We start from the raw sequence: 15,231 nt of genomic DNA, 5'->3' as shown, positions 1-15,231 counted from the left end.
GAATAATAATGACAACATTTACACTTGCATTTCCTGGTCAAGGCTCACAAAGCGTGGGTATGTTGGCGGAGCTGGCAGCAGAATTCGCTACGGTTGAAGCAACATTTGCACAGGCCAGTGAAGTTTTAGGTTACGATCTTTGGCAGCTAGTGCAACAAGGTCCGGTCGAAGAATTAAACAAAACCTTCAAAACGCAGCCTGCTTTGCTAGCTGCATCAGTGGCTATTTGGCGAGTATGGCAAGAACAAGGCGGCTTAGCACCTGTTGTTATGGCCGGTCACAGTTTGGGTGAATACTCTGCGTTAGTATGTGCCGGGGTGATTGACTTTAAAGACGCGATCAAATTAGTGGAATTGCGCGGTCAATTGATGCAACAAGCCGTGCCGGAAGGCATTGGCGCGATGGCGGCCGTTATTGGCCTTGATGATCAATCGATTGCTGATGCTTGTGCGCAAGGCGCTCAAGATGAAGTGGTTTCGCCAGTCAACTTTAATTCACCGGGCCAAGTGGTGATCGCTGGTAATAAAGCAGCGGTAGAGCGTGCAGGCGTATTATGTAAAGAAGCGGGCGCAAAACGTGTACTGCCTTTACCTGTGAGCGTGCCATCGCATTGCGCATTAATGAAGCCAGCGGCGGATGAGCTTGCTAAGGCATTAAAAAATATTCAATTTAACACGCCTGTCATACCTGTGATTAATAATGTTGATGTGGCTCAAGAAACTAACCCTGAAACGATTAAAGATGCACTTGTGCGTCAGCTTTATTTACCGGTACGTTGGACTGAAGTCGTAGAGACGATGGCGAAGCTTGATGTCACCCTAGAAATCGAGGCCGGTCCGGGTAAAGTATTATCAGGTTTGGTCAAAAGAATTAATAAAACCATCGCAGCACAAGCGATAAATGATGTTGCTGGCTTGAATGAAGCCTTAGCAGCGACGAACGAGGGATAAATGATGAACTTTGAAGGCAAAATCGTACTGGTAACAGGGGCGAGCCGCGGTATTGGCCGTTCAGTTGCAGAAAGTTTTGTAGCTAAAGGTGCCACAGTAATAGGAACTGCCACTAGCGCAAATGGCGCAGCTGCTATTAGTGAATACTTAGGAGAAAACGGTAAAGGCCTAGAGCTTAATGTGACCGACTCCGCTTCAATTGAGCAGTTATTTGTAGATATTAAAGCAAGTTATGGCGATATAGATGTGTTGGTGAACAACGCTGGAATTACTCGCGATAATTTGATGATGCGCATGAAAGATGATGAGTGGCAAGATATAATCGACACTAACTTAACGTCTGTATTCCGCCTTAGTAAAGCAGTACTACGTGCCATGATGAAAAAACGCCATGGTCGTATTATTAGCATCGGCTCAGTGGTGGGTACGATGGGCAATGCGGGCCAGGCGAACTACGCAGCGGCGAAAGCCGGTGTTATTGGCTTTACCAAGTCACTTGCTCGCGAAGTCGCGTCACGCGGTATTACCGTGAATGCAATTGCGCCAGGATTTATTGAAACTGACATGACTAAAGCCCTTAATGATGAACAAAGAGCGGCAATTTTAGGTCAAGTTCCAGCGGGTCGTTTAGGCGATCCGAAAGAGATTGCGGAAACTGTATGCTTTTTAGCGTCTGACAGTGCTGCATATATCACCGGCGAAACGTTACATGTTAACGGCGGGATGTATATGGTTTGATGCCATATTGTTACCGAGATGTGCTTTCGGCCCATTTTTTCGATAAAAATCACGAAAAAATTGGTTAGACCAGTCATCTCGGGGTTGAAACTTTCGAGCGATGGAATACACTATCGCGACTAACGCAATTAGCGTATTTTCTAAAGGAAAAAATTGATCATGAGTAATATTGAAGAACGCGTAAAAAAGATCATCATTGAGCAACTTGGTGTTAAAGAAGAAGAAGTGAAAAACGAATCTTCTTTCGTAGATGACTTAGGCGCAGATTCACTAGATACAGTTGAACTTGTTATGGCTCTTGAAGAAGAATTCGATACAGAGATCCCAGACGAAGAAGCTGAAAAAATTACTACAGTTCAAGCAGCTATCGATTACGTAGTGAACAACGCAGAATAATTGCAGCTTAACTTAAACAGTTAATTTTATGGGGCGGTCTTTTGACCGCCTTTTATTTATCTACTTATTTTATCTACCATCCGGAGATTTTGACGTGTCAAAGCGCAGAGTAGTTGTGACTGGTATGGGAATGTTATCCCCTGTCGGTAATTCAGTTGACGATTCTTGGCAAGCCTTGTTAGCGGGTAAAAGTGGTATCTCAAATATCGATCATTTTGATACCGAGGCTTATTCAACTAAATTCGCCGGCTTGATCCGAGACTTAAACGTTGAAGATTACATGAGCCGTAAAGATGCTCGTAAAATGGATTTATTTATCCAATACGGTGTCATTGCGGCCGAGCAAGCCTTCCAAGATAGCCAACTAGAAGTGAATGAGCAAAACGCTCGTAGAATTGGTGTGGCGATTGGTTCTGGAATAGGTGGTCTTGGTTTAATTGAGTCGAACGCTATTAATCTACAAAAATCGGGTCCACGTAAAATTAGCCCATTTTTTGTCCCTTCGACCATTATCAATATGGTATCAGGCCATGTCTCAATCAATAAAGGCTTGAAAGGGCCGAACATTGCTGTGACCACTGCTTGTACCACTGGCTCTCACTGTATTGGTTTAGCTGCGCGCATGATCCAATATGGCGACGCAGATGTGATGTTAGCAGGCGGCGCGGAAAAAGCCTCAACAGAACTAGGCATGGGCGGTTTTGGTGCGGCGAAAGCACTTTCTACTCGTAATGATGACCCGACTAAAGCCAGTCGCCCTTGGGATCAAGACCGTGATGGTTTTGTATTGGGAGACGGTGCTGGTGTTATCGTGTTAGAAGAATACGAGCATGCAGTAGCACGCGGCGCAAAAATTTACGCTGAATTAGTTGGCTTTGGTATGAGCGGTGACGCTTACCACATGACGTCGCCTCCATCTGACGGTGAAGGTGCGGCGGCTGCGATGCAAAATGCCATTGAAGATGCCAAGATTGAAGCAAACCAAATTGGTTACATCAATGCTCACGGTACTTCAACCCCAGCGGGTGACATTGCCGAAACGCAGGCGGTTAAGTCTGTGTTTGGTGAGCACGCTCAATCAGTGCTAGTGAGTTCAACTAAATCGATGACCGGTCACCTATTGGGTGCGGCCGGTGCAATTGAAGCGATCATCACGGTATTAGCATTGCGCGATCAAATCGCGCCACCAACCATCAACCTAGAAAATCCTTCAGAGGGCTGTGATTTAGACTACGTTGTTGACGGTGCGCGTAAAGCTAACCTTGAGTATGCTTTATCAAATTCGTTTGGTTTTGGTGGCACGAACGGCTCACTCATCTTTAAACGCGTTTAATGCCATAAAGTGTATTTTCTGGTATAAAGCCTGATAATTATTTATCAGGCTTTTTTGTATTTATTATGATGCTAATTAACGGCGAGCCTAATCGTCAAATTTCGCCTGCTGATAGAGGCCTAGCTTACGGTGATGGTTTTTTTACCACCGCTAAAGTGGTACGAGGCAAAGTTGAGTTTTGGCGTGATCATGTCGAACGCTTGATGCTGGCGAGTAAAAAGTTTGCTATTGAGCTGCCAAGCTTGCTGACTTTATTTAGCGAAGTGCAAACGGCGATAGCTGGAGTTGAGTTAGGTTGCTTAAAAATTCTGATCACTCGCGGTGAAGGAGGCAGAGGTTACAGCGGGGCGGGTTGTGAAAACCCGACGCGAATTATCTCTGTAACGCCATGGCCTGCCCAGTACCAACTATGGCAGCGTTCAGGTATTGCACTTGCTCCTTGCCAATATCAACTTGGCTTAAACCCTCAGCTTGCTGGCTACAAAACATTGAATCGGCTCGACCAAGTGTTGATTAAACAAGAGCTTGAATCTCTCGATGTAGATGATGTGATTGTTTGTGATATCAATGGCTATGTTGTTGAGTCCAGTGCTGCTAACGTATTCTGGTTCGAACAGGGAACTCTTTATACGCCTGACTTATCTCAAGCCGGTGTCAATGGCGTGATGCGTAAGCAAGTGTTGCGCTGTGCTGAGCAACTTGAAATACCGGTTAATATTGTAAAGTTCAAACTTGATCAATTGGCTCAAGTGGATAGCATGTTCATCACCAACACGTTAATGGGTCTAGTACCTATCAAGCAATTTCAACAACGTGTCCTAACGGATTTCTCCTTAGTACAAAGACTTCAACAAGAAATAAAAGATGATTAAAAAAATATTTTTGCTGTTTCTCTTTTTATTACTGATTTGTGCAGCCGCCATTAGCTTTTTGTGGCATCAGCTACAAACGTATCGAACCACGCCTGTAGTGAAAGAGGACACGGTATTTACTGTCCCTAGTGGCAGTCATTTTCGTCAGTTAGAGTCGAAATTGGTGTCCGCAGGTGTTATACAACCTAGCCCTTATTATGTTTGGTTAGGGCGCTTATACCCTGAGTTAACGCCATTGAAAAGTGGCACCTATCACCTTGAAGCCAATTGGACAATCGAGCAGGTGTTGCGGCAATTTGTGAAGGGGAAAGAGTATCAGTTCAAACTGACGCTCATTGAAGGCAGTACCTTCAAACAATGGAAGCAGCAAATTGAACAAGTTAAGGGGGTTACCTTAACAGGTGTGCTTGATGATGAAGCGGCTCTAGCGAAAAAACTTGGCCTATCGAGCACTAAGCTGGAAGGTTTTTTACAACCGCAAACCTATTTGTTTCCTTACCATGCGACAGATTTAGAAGTGATAGAGCGCGCTTATGCCGCGCAACAAAAAGATTTAGATGAGGCATGGCAAAACCGAGCCAAAGACTTACCTTTGAAAACCCCTTATGAGGCGCTTATTTTGGCGTCTATTATCGAGAAAGAAAGTGGTCATGCTCCTGAGCGTAAAACGATCGCATCGGTGTTTATCAACCGACTAAATGCCAATATGCGCTTACAAACCGACCCGACAGTGATCTATGGTATGGGCGATCGCTATGATGGCAATATTAGACGAAAAGATTTGCGAGAAGCAACGCCTTACAATACCTACGTCATTGACGGACTGCCACCGACACCGATTGCGATGCCGGGAAAAGATGCCATTAATGCTGCTTTAAACCCGGCGAACACGCCTTATTATTACTTTGTGAGCATGGGCAACGGTGAGCATTATTTTTCGAAAAATCTGGCTGAACATAATCGTGCGGTTAGAAAATACATATTGAAAAAGTGAACTTATGAAAAGCGGCAAATTTATTGTTATTGAAGGACTCGAAGGCGCAGGTAAAAGTAGCGCTGTCGCAGGCGTTAAAGCTTGGCTTAGCGCCAATGGTGTGCAAGAAATTGTATGTACACGTGAGCCGGGTGGAACGCCATTAGCGGAAAAGATGCGTAGCATTGTTAAGGACAATACCGACGAAATCTTGAGTGACAAAGCTGAATTATTGTTGATGTATGCCGCCCGGGTACAACTGGTTGAAACCGTGATTAAACCTGCTTTAGCGCGTGGTGCTTACGTCATCGGCGATCGCCATGATTTATCTTCGCAGGCATATCAAGGCGGTGGCCGAGGCATCGATCTGACGTTGATCCAGCAAATTAAAGGGGCGGTACTAGCAGGTTTTCATCCTGATCTGACCTTGTATATGGACATTGACCCGGTGCTAGGCTTGCAGCGGGCCAGTGCCCGAGGTGAGTTAGATCGCATTGAGCAGCAAGCCATCGACTTTTTTCAGCGCACCAGAGCGACGTACTTAAGCTTAGTCGCACAAGACCCCCATGCTTACGTCATTGATGCCAGCCAAACCTTGTCTGAAGTGGCCACGCAAATCGATCAGCAACTCACAGAGCTCGCGGAGCAAATATTGTGATCTATCCTTGGCTTGATGGTTTATCACAGCAACTGTTTATCCAAGCGGACAAAGGCAAGCTGCATCATGCCTTATTGGTTTCTGGTATTGCAGGCCTAGGTAAGCATGATTTAGCTAAGCATCTTGCGCAACGTTTATTGTGCACACAACCTCATCACAACGGCAGTTGCGGCGTTTGTCATAGTTGCCAATTGTTTTTGGTTGGTAACCACCCTGACTTTCATCAAATTAATGAAACCGAAAAACGGCTGATTAGCATTGATACCGTGCGCCAACTTAATAAGGTTGTTGCCGAGCGCGCGCAACAAGGTATCGCAAAAGTCGTGGTGTTTGACAACGCTGAAAGTTTTAACGAGTCATCAGCCAATGCCTTATTAAAAACCTTGGAAGAGCCGACCGATAACAGTTATTTTATTTTACTTTGTGAAAGTGTCGGCCGATTAATGCCAACAATCACCAGTCGCTGTCAGAAAATTATGCTCCATGCGCCTGTTGATTGTCTGCCATGGCTAGCACAACAAGGATATAGTGACGTGCCTTCAGGCCTAATTCAGCTTTACCAAGGTGCGCCATTAGCGATACTAGAGGCAATGAAACAAGAAAATGCCACCGAATACGAGCAAATTGCCGTCGAGTTCGAGCGATTTATCCAAGGCCAATGTACCAGTTTCCAGCTCGCCGACTTTATTAACCAAGATCTCGATAGGCGAATGGATTGGTTTTATTACTTGCTGCACGACATGCAAAAAGTGCAGTTAGGGGTAGCGGGCAATAAACTCATTTTTAGCAAATTCGAAGCATTATTAGTACGCTGCAGTGAACGATGGTCTGCCGTTACGGGCTACCATCTTGCACAAGCTTGGCTAAACCTTAAACAGCAATTTGTCTCTCATTCAGGTTTGAAAAAAGACCTGTTGCTCAGCCAATACTTTATTGACTTAAAAAATAAGCCCGGAGGTTAGTGTGCTTGTTGATTCCCATTGTCATCTCGACAAATTAGACTACGAAAATAAACACCTTAATGTTGCCGATGTGATAGCGAAAGCCAAACAACGTGGTGTTAGCCACATGCTCGCAGTCGCGGTCGAGTTAGGTGAGTTTGAAGCCTTGGAGTCTTTGGTTGCGCCGTTTGATAATGTTTTTCTGTCTTGCGGAATTCATCCACTCCATCAGAATTCAGATCAAGATGAAGCCAAATTATTGCGTTATTGCCAACAGGACAATGTGGTCGCTGTGGGTGAAACGGGCCTCGACTATTTTTATTCCCCCGATGATAAAGCGCAGCAACAAGCCTGTTTTCGTCGCCACATTCGTGTCGCTAGGAAGGTGAATAAGCCGTTGATTATTCATACGCGCGACGCACGAGAAGATACCTTAGCCATCTTACAACAGGAAGGAGAAGGTCAAGTCACTGGTGTATTACATTGCTTTACGGAATCACTAGCCATGGCGAAGGCTGCAATTGAAATGGGTTTTTATGTTTCAATTTCAGGTATTGTTACCTTTAAAACCGCCAATGAGCTACGAGAAGTGGTTCAAGCGCTCCCCTTAGATAGATTGCTAGTAGAAACGGATTCTCCCTACCTAGCGCCAGTGCCTTATCGCGGCGAACAAAATCAGCCCGCTCATACGCGCGCAGTCGCAGAATTTGTAGCGCAATTAAAAGGGGTTACGCTGGACGAATTAGCGCAGCAAACCACGGCTAACTTTTTTCGCCTGTTTAACACCGCAGCCCCTGTTGAGTAATCAACAACTGATGAGGTAAATGGATTAACATGCTTTACTTCTTTGGCTTACTTGCGGTATTTGTTTTTTCCGCAACTGGCGTGTTAGCCGCCAGTAAAAAGCGGGTTGATTTAGTCAGCGTATTACTGACTGGGATGATCACTGCTCTTGGGGGCGGTACACTGCGTGATTTATTGATAGGCCAACCAGTGTTTTGGCTTGTTGATGAAACGTATCTGTGGGTTGCCTTACTTGGATCGTTGATTACCTTCATAAGCGAGCCGGTTATGCGTAAGCGCTACCACTGGGTGTTGTACTTAGATGGTTTAGGTATCGCGCTGTTTGCGGTTCAAGCCATCGATAAAGTGCAAGGTGTCGGATATTCTGCGGTGGTGGCGGTATTAATGTCAGTGATCACCGCGATCATGGGCGGGGTAATGCGCGATGTAATGACCGGCCATACTACCTTACTATCTACCAAAGAGTTATATGCAACACCCGTTTTAGTAGGCAGTATTTGTTACGTGCTGTTAAAAGAAACTAGCTTGGCCCCGGGGCTACCTGGAACGATTGGCTTTTTAGTTGTCGCGTGTTTTCGGTTTATTGCGATCCGATTTAATATCAGTTATCCAGAGCGCTTTATGATCGGCCCAAGGTAAAAAAGGGCTCGGGACAATTCCTACGTACCCGAGCTAGGGGAAGTAAACGATGATATGACTAAAATATTAGTATAAAAAACTAGATCTGCGAGCCTAAAAGTCAAAAAGATGGTAATCCCGTACTAACTCTCTTGGATAACTATTCTTAATTCTATTGTTAACCCATTTCCCTAAGCCGATGGGGGCGCCGCGGTAAAGCAAGATCACCTCACCTTTGCCTAGTACTTGATCTAAGTGGATATCCCGGCCCATATAGTATTCTTTACATTGAGCCGCACTTAGCTCAAAGGTATTTTTATCAGCGACTTGTCCGATCACTAGGGCTAATTCGTGGGTAATCCGAAAACTCTTCTTAATCGCTTCGGCTAGTTTAATGCCCACGCGGTCATATTTCATCTTGCCTTTAATGCCAGAGAAGGCTTTTGGGAAAAGCCAGTACTCGGCCTCGCGTATGCAAACATCACCGTTGAGTTGGTCGGCGGTGACGCCAAATTGACTACTCAGATAATTGAAAAAGTTTTCGGTTTTTTCCTTGGTTGCAAAGCTAAATGGAAATTTGCCGCGATGGCGATTTTTTTCGTCAGGCTGAGCGGATTCAAGTTTTCTAAAGCCAGCGACAAAGAAGCCTTCACTGTCGAACACTTGTGGCCAAACATGCAGATAGCCTTGCGGGGTTGCCACGCTTGCTGCTTCAGGGAATAAATCCGTAAGGGGCAGTACCGCAACGGCATCGCCGAAAGTTTCTAGCAGGTGTTGGCACACCTCTTGGTTTTCGGTTTCGTTTAGGGTGCAGGTTGAATAGATCAACGTACCGCCGGGTTTGAGGGCATAAAAAGCACTTTCTATGAGCGCTTTTTGGGTATTTGCGATATCTGTGACCGAGCTTTCGCTCCAGTTCTTCATCGCATTGTCATCTTTACGCACGGCGCCTTCACCTGAGCAAGGCGCGTCTAATAAAATGGCATCGACACTTTCTGTCAGCCAGCTACCAAACACGCGTGCGTCAAAGTGGGTAAGGGCGGTATTTTTAATGCCACAGCGCATTAGGTTACTGTGTAACACTTTAACTCGGCTAGAAGAAAACTCATTGGCAATCAACAAGCCTTGGTTATTCATCAATGCTGCTATTTGCGTGGTTTTAGAGCCGGGGGCCGCCGCTGCGTCAAGTACGATAGGGTCTACTATCTCTGATTGCCACAAGTGAAACAGCGCGGTCACAGGCATCATCGAACTTGCTTCTTGAATATAAAACAGTCCCGCTAAATGCTCAGCGGTGTTGCCAAGGGGGATAGATTCATCCTCTCTGATAAGCCAAAAGCCATGATCACACCAAGGAATAGGGCTGAGCTGCCATTGGTGCTCTAATGCGCGTTGTTTAAATGCGTCAACACTAATTTTTAATGTGTTAACCCGAATGCTTCTGCGCAATGGCTGGTTACAAATCGCAATAAAGTCATCCATGGATAACGTATTAGGCATGATTTGGGCCATGCAGGATAAAAAAGCATCGGGTAAGTAAATTTGATTCGCCACTGGTCGCCCCTTATAAATAGAGGCGACATATTAACATGATTAACGCGGGATCTTAGGCTGCCAATCAAGCCATTTCTCTTTAAATTCTTGCTCAAGGGTAAATCGTTGCCCGGTTTTGGCTTTAACTTTAATTTTACCGTCGGGGGTAGCAAAAGAGATACCGCCGCGAATAATTGCTTCAAGGGACTCGGCTTTCAAGCTAGCGCCGGTAATGCCAACATCCATGTTGAACCCAGAAGCTTGCCAAAAAACAGTATTCGCCCTGACCAAATGTTGATATGGGGGCTCAATATTGATACTGATCTCAACTGCGTCGCCCGCGCTGGCCACTGCAAATTCAGTTACTTCACCGACTTGTACTTGTCTGAAATATACTGGACTGCCTAAGCTAAGGGAGCCGGCTCTTGGCGCGGTTAAGGTTAGACTTAATCCTTTTTGTTCACGTGATATTAACGGTGCTTGCTGACCCGCAGTGAAACTCGTTTGCATTTTACCTGAGCCGGGGAGCGCCTCAATGTAGGGGCCTGCTAGTACTGTGTCTAAGTTTTCAGCTCCGGCTAACGACACTTTGGCATTAACCAACCAATATTGACTGCCTTGGCGCCGAAAACGCTCGGCAAACCCCTGTTTTATTTTGACTCTGGCTTGTACGTTGTCATTTCTTTCATTTAATGCAAGGCTTTCTACTTCGCCAATGACAATACCTTTATAGCGAACTTGGGTGCCTGATTTAACATTATCAGCCCTCGAAAAGCTGAGATAAATGTTGTAATTAACTTCTGTCGCATGTTCAAAGCTTGAATAAAGAGGAAAATGTCCGTCTACTCTTGGGGTTGGTGTGGTTTTATTGTCGAAGGCTATTCCGCCCGCAGCAATCGCCAGCAGTGAATCGGTTTTTATTTCGAGGCCAGAAAGGCCACCTTTAATATCGATGCCACTGACATCCCAGAAAAAACTATTTTTATTGATTAAATGTCGATATTGGCCTGATATCTCAAGTTCAATCGCCACTTTACCTTGCGGGGTTAAATCGTAATGGCTGACTTCGCCTACAGGAAGTTTACGGTAATAAACGGGCGAGCCCAACGTTACTGAGCTCATCTTATTACTGATGACGGTTACCTTAAGGGGTTTGGCAAATGCGGCACTGCCTAGCTCTGCCAAGGCACGGTCGGGATAAAGGCGATACTGGGAAGCAGGTTTTCCCTTAGCTTTATTGTCTGGATTATATAAGCTAATGCCGCCTTTAAGCAGGCTAGGTAAAGGCTCGGCATTAAGTTCCATACCTTTCAATGACGCTTTAAGAGAGAGCCCGCCCGTTTTATAAAAGCGGGTGTTACCAGCAATAAGGTGTTGAAAACTAGGCTCTATAGTTAAAGATATGGCCACGCCATCAGCTTGTTTGTTGAGGGTAATACTATGCACTTGACCCACAGGTACACGGCGGTAATAGACGTCATCGCCTTGCTCGACACCACTGGCATCCTCGGCAAAGAGCGCTACGTGTGTCGCCGTATCCGAGACATCCTTATTATCCGACACAGTAAAGGTACGCATCGGGTTACCATTGGCCGGGGCAAAGGCAATAAAATCACCGCGGACTAAATTACTTAAGTTTTTAACTCCAGATAAACTTAGTTCGGCTTTTTCGGTCCAGAATCGAGTGTTTTCACTGAGCTGCTCTCTAAACATCGGCTCAATCACGGCATTTGCCACAAATAAGTCTTGCTCTTTACTTAATTCTATTTGGGTGATCTTACCGGCTTTAAATCCTTTATATACGATAGGGGTGCCGACATTGATACCATCAATGGACGTTAATTTGAGTTGGATTTTTGCGCCACGACCAGCAGCTTCTATATCGTCATAAAATTTGAATAAGAAATTTGATGGTGCTTTATTTCCTTCTATGGGAGAGTCAAACGCGATGGCGCCAGAAATAATGGAGGCCAAACTTTCGGTATTAACTTTAATACCCGACAGAGAAAAGTCTGCATTAATGCCGCTGACATTCCAAAAGCGAGAGTTCTGTTTCACTAAGTCGGCGTATTTTACATCAATACTAAGCTGTATTTCGACTTCTTGAGCGTCACGTACCAAGCGGAAATTATAAACTTCGCCGACCTGAATTTTTTTATAATAAACCGGTGAGCCAATAGACACACTGCCCATATCTTGCGCCAGTAATTTAACGGTGAGCCCCCGTTCAGGTTTACTTAGTGGTTGCTCATCGGCAGCAATAAAGTTATTGGCTGGCGCCCCTACACCGGGGCGCATGTTAATGTAACTACCAGTAAATAAGGTATCTAGACCGGATATTCCGCTTAAGGAGGCTTTTGCGGAGACCAGCCAAAATTGTGTATCTGATTTGAGCATGTGGGCGGCTTGATGTTCAATTTCAGCAATCACGTATACCCCTGAAATATCCTCATCCAGTTTTATATCCGTTACTTTACCAATATCGACACCTTGGTACTTAATACGCGTTTTGCCCACTAAAATCCCATTGGCATTTTCAAAATGAATGCGAATTTCAGAAGCGGCATTAGACAGATGTTGAAATAATAGCCAGCCACCGAGCAGTAAGGCTAAAAAAGGTAAAAACCAAATAGCCGACAGATTTCGTTTATTGCTGACTACGGGTGTTGCCGGCTCAATTTGTCCAGTCATTATCTTTTTCCAAATCCCACATTAATCGTGTATCAAAACTTTTTGCCGCTAACAGGGTCAATATTACTACCGATGCAAATGCCGTTGCGCCGGGACCCGGCACAATAACCAATAACTGGCCTTTATCGATAACCGCCACCATAATCGAAATAACAAAAAGGTCCAGCATAGACCAACGGCCGACCCAATCAATAAACTTAAACATAATAAAGCGCATTCTGTGGCTCATGTTTAATTTCAATTGCAGTGAAATTAAAATAAACCCCATGCCGAGGATTTTAGCCAAAGGCACCACAATTGATGCGACAAAAACAATGATGGCAATCCCTGGGCTGCCACTTTCAACTAACGTTATTACGCCCGACAAGATGGTATCGGGTGTTTCCTTTCCTTGACTAATGAGTACGGTAATAGGCATAAAATTAGCAGGAATAATAAAAATACAAGCCGTAAGTAAAAATGCCCAAGTTTTCTGCAGACTATTTGTTTGTCTGAAGGTTAAAAGTGCATTGCACCTTGGGCATCGGCTATTTTTTTGAAAAGAGCACACCAGCGCGCATTCACTGCAACGTACTAATCCGGCATCCTTAGCTGACTGCATCAATGGGTACCCTTTGCCAGTAACTATTTGAATCGTAATAAGACAATACTAGGCTGTTAATGATCATTAATAAACAAAAACAAACTAACCCAACACCTAATTCAATGTCTGCCAGATCAACAAGTTTAATTAACGCCACAAGAAAAGAGACTAAGTACACTTCAAGCATGGACCAATGAGTGAGGTAATCGACCCACTTTAAGAGCTGCTTTAACCATCGAGTCTGAAGATTGAAACTGATAACAAAACTTGCACAGCAAAGGGATAACAACATTAAAAAGGGGGCAATCGTTGAACAAAAAAAGATTAAGAATGCAACAAAGTAGTTACCTTCATGAAATATTTTTAGTGTAGCTTGGCTTAAACTCGCGGTTTCGGTGCTGCCTACCATGGTCATGGATAATAGTGGATATAGGTTGGCGGGGAAGAGCAGAATTAAGGCTGTTAAGGTTAGTGCTAGCATACTCATTGGAGAGCAGCTGGAATTGAAATATAAACGGCTACCACAGCGTGGGCAGGTGGCGATTTGACCTAATTGTAGCCTTTGTTTAACCTGTAATAAATCACAATGCTCACACGCAACTAAAGTTTCGTTATATTTATTCATTGCCATAACAGTCACATCCTTTGCCCAAAGTATATCGAAACTGTGAGCAATAAACGAATTAAATGGTTGGCGATAAATAAAGATAATGATACTGTATAAAAAAACAGTTAATGGAGAAAACCTGTGGCCGTTGTCATTAAGTATATTGTTGAACGAAATGGTGAAGAAAAGATGACCTTTACGAGCAAAAAAGAAGCTGATGCCTACGATAAAATGCTTGATACTGCTGATCAATTGTCAGATTTTCTTGCCACTGGGCCGGTTGCACTCGACGATGCTCAACTCGAAGAGTTAGGCCTCTTTTTAGCAGCGAATAAAAATGATGTGATGAATGTCTTAAAAGGCGGTAAGGCGGTTAGTGAAAAAAAGCCTAAAGCTAGCCCGGCTAAAAAGTTACAGTTAGCTGATGATCCTGCGGCATAGTCACTTTTAGTTATCTAATGAATGGCCTAACGACCTATCTTGGTAGATAGCATATTGCGCTCTACCCGCTGTTTTTGCTTGGTATAGTGCTTGATCAGCATGTGATAGAAAGTCGCTACAATCAATTGGTGCTTCAGCTAGATAACTAAATATTCCCACACTGACTGAAACAAAGTGCTCTGGTCCAATACCCAAATGCGGGATCGCGAGCTCCCGCACAAGGTGATTAATGCGATTGGCGACCTTAATTGCACCGGTTTGGTCGGTACTTGGCAATATAATGCAAAACTCTTCACCGCCATAACGACTAACAGAGTCAGTTGGGCGTTTGCATGCTTGGCTTAGTGCTTGAGCAATCCTTTTTAAGCAGTCATCACCATCAAGGTGGCCGTAATAATCGTTAAACTTTTTGAAATGATCGACATCAATTAGTAAAACGCTCACTGCTAGTCTGTCACGAAAAGCCCGAGTAAGCTCAAGCGGTAAGACTTGATCTAAATAGCGGCGATTGGCTATCCCTGTTAAGCCATCACTTAAGCTTAATTTTTTTAATTCAATGTTGGCCTGTTCCAGTTGCGTGGTAGTGTCAATTAATTGTGTACGCATTTTGGCAATGCGATCCATTGCTTGTAGTTTTGCGCTAAGCACTAAGGGATCCACGGGTTTGGTTAAATAATCATCCCCCCCGGCGTTAATTCCCTCAACTAAATCTTCGGGACTGGTTTTACCACTGAGGAAAATTATCGGTACCCAAGGCTCTTCAGAGGCTCGGATCCGTTTGGCAACCTCGTAGCCATCAATGCCTGGCATCATCACATCGAGTAAAATTAAATCGGGTTGCTCAGTTAAAAATGTTTGTATCCCTTCCTCACCAGAAGACACGATGATTAACTCATGAGCGTTATGATCTAAAAAAGAGTTGATCACCATTTGTTCAATTTTAGAATCATCAATTAATAGAATTTTCATAAATGTTAGCGATCGACTCGAAATAAATTGATTGTATGCAAAAACGGTTCATTATGTGGGGGTAATATGTATTAGCTACATATGGATGTATCGGAGTGAGAGCTTGCTCTCACTCGTTATGTTC

Annotated in this window: 16 protein-coding genes; 11 read left to right on the top strand and 5 right to left on the bottom strand. The window is 44.4% G+C overall.

Annotated elements, in window-relative coordinates:
* Window positions 1-8: 8 nt before the first annotated feature.
* The 10 genes from fabD (at window position 9) to K6Y31_RS10520 (ending at window position 8,304) form a co-directional block, all read left to right on the top strand.
* Window positions 9-950: an ACP S-malonyltransferase gene (gene fabD, locus K6Y31_RS10565; protein ID WP_233052746.1), complete on the top strand. Its 942-nt coding sequence runs from the start codon at window positions 9-11 to the stop codon at window positions 948-950.
* Window positions 951-1,688 carry a 3-oxoacyl-ACP reductase FabG gene (gene fabG, locus K6Y31_RS10560; protein ID WP_233052745.1) on the top strand — a complete coding sequence of 246 codons (738 nt, stop codon included), beginning with the start codon at window positions 951-953 and terminating at the stop codon, window positions 1,686-1,688. It begins immediately after the preceding gene.
* 159 nt (window positions 1,689-1,847) lie between these two features.
* The gene (acpP, locus tag K6Y31_RS10555; RefSeq protein ID WP_232801267.1) at window positions 1,848-2,084 is read left to right on the top strand and encodes an acyl carrier protein; all 237 of its coding nucleotides are present in this window, start codon (window positions 1,848-1,850) and stop codon (window positions 2,082-2,084) included.
* Window positions 2,085-2,178: 94 nt separating this feature from the next.
* Entirely contained in the window at window positions 2,179-3,417 is a 1,239-nt protein-coding gene (gene fabF / locus K6Y31_RS10550) for a beta-ketoacyl-ACP synthase II (RefSeq protein WP_233052744.1), read from the top strand.
* A gap of 65 nt (window positions 3,418-3,482) precedes the next feature.
* On the top strand, window positions 3,483-4,289 hold the full coding sequence (pabC, locus tag K6Y31_RS10545; RefSeq protein ID WP_233052743.1) for an aminodeoxychorismate lyase: 807 nt from the start codon (window positions 3,483-3,485) through the stop codon (window positions 4,287-4,289).
* Window positions 4,282-5,283 (top strand): endolytic transglycosylase MltG, encoded by a 1,002-nt coding sequence (mltG, locus tag K6Y31_RS10540; protein ID WP_233052742.1) that lies wholly within the window; start codon window positions 4,282-4,284, stop codon window positions 5,281-5,283. Before pabC ends, mltG begins: the two co-directional genes overlap by 8 nt.
* A 4-nt stretch (window positions 5,284-5,287) precedes the next feature.
* Window positions 5,288-5,920, top strand: a complete 633-nt coding sequence (tmk, locus tag K6Y31_RS10535) for a dTMP kinase (RefSeq protein WP_233052741.1) — start codon at window positions 5,288-5,290, stop codon at window positions 5,918-5,920.
* The gene (gene holB, locus K6Y31_RS10530) at window positions 5,917-6,882 is read left to right on the top strand and encodes a DNA polymerase III subunit delta' (protein ID WP_233052740.1); all 966 of its coding nucleotides are present in this window, start codon (window positions 5,917-5,919) and stop codon (window positions 6,880-6,882) included. The genes tmk and holB overlap by 4 nt, the downstream gene beginning before the upstream one ends.
* Before the next feature lies 1 nt (window position 6,883).
* Window positions 6,884-7,666: a TatD family hydrolase gene (locus K6Y31_RS10525; protein ID WP_233052739.1), complete on the top strand. Its 783-nt coding sequence runs from the start codon at window positions 6,884-6,886 to the stop codon at window positions 7,664-7,666.
* A 29-nt stretch (window positions 7,667-7,695) separates the two neighbouring features.
* The gene (locus tag K6Y31_RS10520) at window positions 7,696-8,304 is read left to right on the top strand and encodes a trimeric intracellular cation channel family protein (protein ID WP_233052738.1); all 609 of its coding nucleotides are present in this window, start codon (window positions 7,696-7,698) and stop codon (window positions 8,302-8,304) included.
* Between the two features lie 93 nt (window positions 8,305-8,397).
* Here the strand turns inward: K6Y31_RS10520 and rsmF are convergent, their stop codons facing one another.
* The 4 genes from rsmF to K6Y31_RS10500 are packed head-to-tail and all read right to left on the bottom strand — an operon-like array spanning window position 8,398 to window position 13,721.
* Entirely contained in the window at window positions 8,398-9,837 is a 1,440-nt protein-coding gene (rsmF, locus tag K6Y31_RS10515; protein ID WP_233052737.1) for a 16S rRNA (cytosine(1407)-C(5))-methyltransferase RsmF, read from the bottom strand.
* Window positions 9,838-9,876: 39 nt separating this feature from the next.
* Window positions 9,877-12,507 (bottom strand): MlaD family protein, encoded by a 2,631-nt coding sequence (locus K6Y31_RS10510; protein WP_233052736.1) that lies wholly within the window; start codon window positions 12,505-12,507, stop codon window positions 9,877-9,879.
* On the bottom strand, window positions 12,491-13,108 hold the full coding sequence (locus tag K6Y31_RS10505; RefSeq protein WP_282560162.1) for a paraquat-inducible protein A: 618 nt from the start codon (window positions 13,106-13,108) through the stop codon (window positions 12,491-12,493). The genes K6Y31_RS10510 and K6Y31_RS10505 overlap by 17 nt, the downstream gene beginning before the upstream one ends.
* Entirely contained in the window at window positions 13,095-13,721 is a 627-nt protein-coding gene (locus tag K6Y31_RS10500; RefSeq protein ID WP_233052734.1) for a paraquat-inducible protein A, read from the bottom strand. The genes K6Y31_RS10505 and K6Y31_RS10500 overlap by 14 nt, the downstream gene beginning before the upstream one ends.
* A 117-nt stretch (window positions 13,722-13,838) precedes the next feature.
* Here K6Y31_RS10500 and K6Y31_RS10495 point away from each other — a divergent pair, with 117 nt between their 5' ends.
* On the top strand, window positions 13,839-14,138 hold the full coding sequence (locus K6Y31_RS10495; protein WP_233052733.1) for a YebG family protein: 300 nt from the start codon (window positions 13,839-13,841) through the stop codon (window positions 14,136-14,138).
* Between the two features lie 6 nt (window positions 14,139-14,144).
* On the opposite strand, the gene K6Y31_RS10490 is transcribed toward K6Y31_RS10495, so the two are convergent.
* Window positions 14,145-15,107: a GGDEF domain-containing response regulator gene (locus tag K6Y31_RS10490; protein ID WP_233052732.1), complete on the bottom strand. Its 963-nt coding sequence runs from the start codon at window positions 15,105-15,107 to the stop codon at window positions 14,145-14,147.
* Window positions 15,108-15,231: the final 124 nt, after the last annotated feature.

This window comes from Motilimonas cestriensis (assembly GCF_021295315.1).
In the GTDB taxonomy this organism is placed as follows: domain Bacteria; phylum Pseudomonadota; class Gammaproteobacteria; order Enterobacterales; family CBDFNC01; genus Motilimonas; species Motilimonas cestriensis.
The sequence above is the reverse complement of the archived record's forward strand: the minus strand, read 5'-3'. Positions and strand labels throughout refer to the sequence as shown.

Coding starts and splice junctions, on each gene's coding strand:
- fabD (WP_233052746.1), top strand. CDS start 9: ATGACAACATTTACACTTGCATTTCCTGGTCAAGGCTCACAAAGCGTG.
- fabG (WP_233052745.1), top strand. CDS start 951: ATGATGAACTTTGAAGGCAAAATCGTACTGGTAACAGGGGCGAGCCGC.
- acpP (WP_232801267.1), top strand. CDS start 1,848: ATGAGTAATATTGAAGAACGCGTAAAAAAGATCATCATTGAGCAACTT.
- pabC (WP_233052743.1), top strand. CDS start 3,483: ATGATGCTAATTAACGGCGAGCCTAATCGTCAAATTTCGCCTGCTGAT.
- mltG (WP_233052742.1), top strand. CDS start 4,282: ATGATTAAAAAAATATTTTTGCTGTTTCTCTTTTTATTACTGATTTGT.
- tmk (WP_233052741.1), top strand. CDS start 5,288: ATGAAAAGCGGCAAATTTATTGTTATTGAAGGACTCGAAGGCGCAGGT.
- K6Y31_RS10520 (WP_233052738.1), top strand. CDS start 7,696: ATGCTTTACTTCTTTGGCTTACTTGCGGTATTTGTTTTTTCCGCAACT.
- K6Y31_RS10510 (WP_233052736.1), bottom strand. CDS start 12,507: ATGACTGGACAAATTGAGCCGGCAACACCCGTAGTCAGCAATAAACGA.
- K6Y31_RS10505 (WP_282560162.1), bottom strand. CDS start 13,108: ATGCAGTCAGCTAAGGATGCCGGATTAGTACGTTGCAGTGAATGCGCG.
- K6Y31_RS10500 (WP_233052734.1), bottom strand. CDS start 13,721: ATGGCAATGAATAAATATAACGAAACTTTAGTTGCGTGTGAGCATTGT.
- K6Y31_RS10490 (WP_233052732.1), bottom strand. CDS start 15,107: ATGAAAATTCTATTAATTGATGATTCTAAAATTGAACAAATGGTGATC.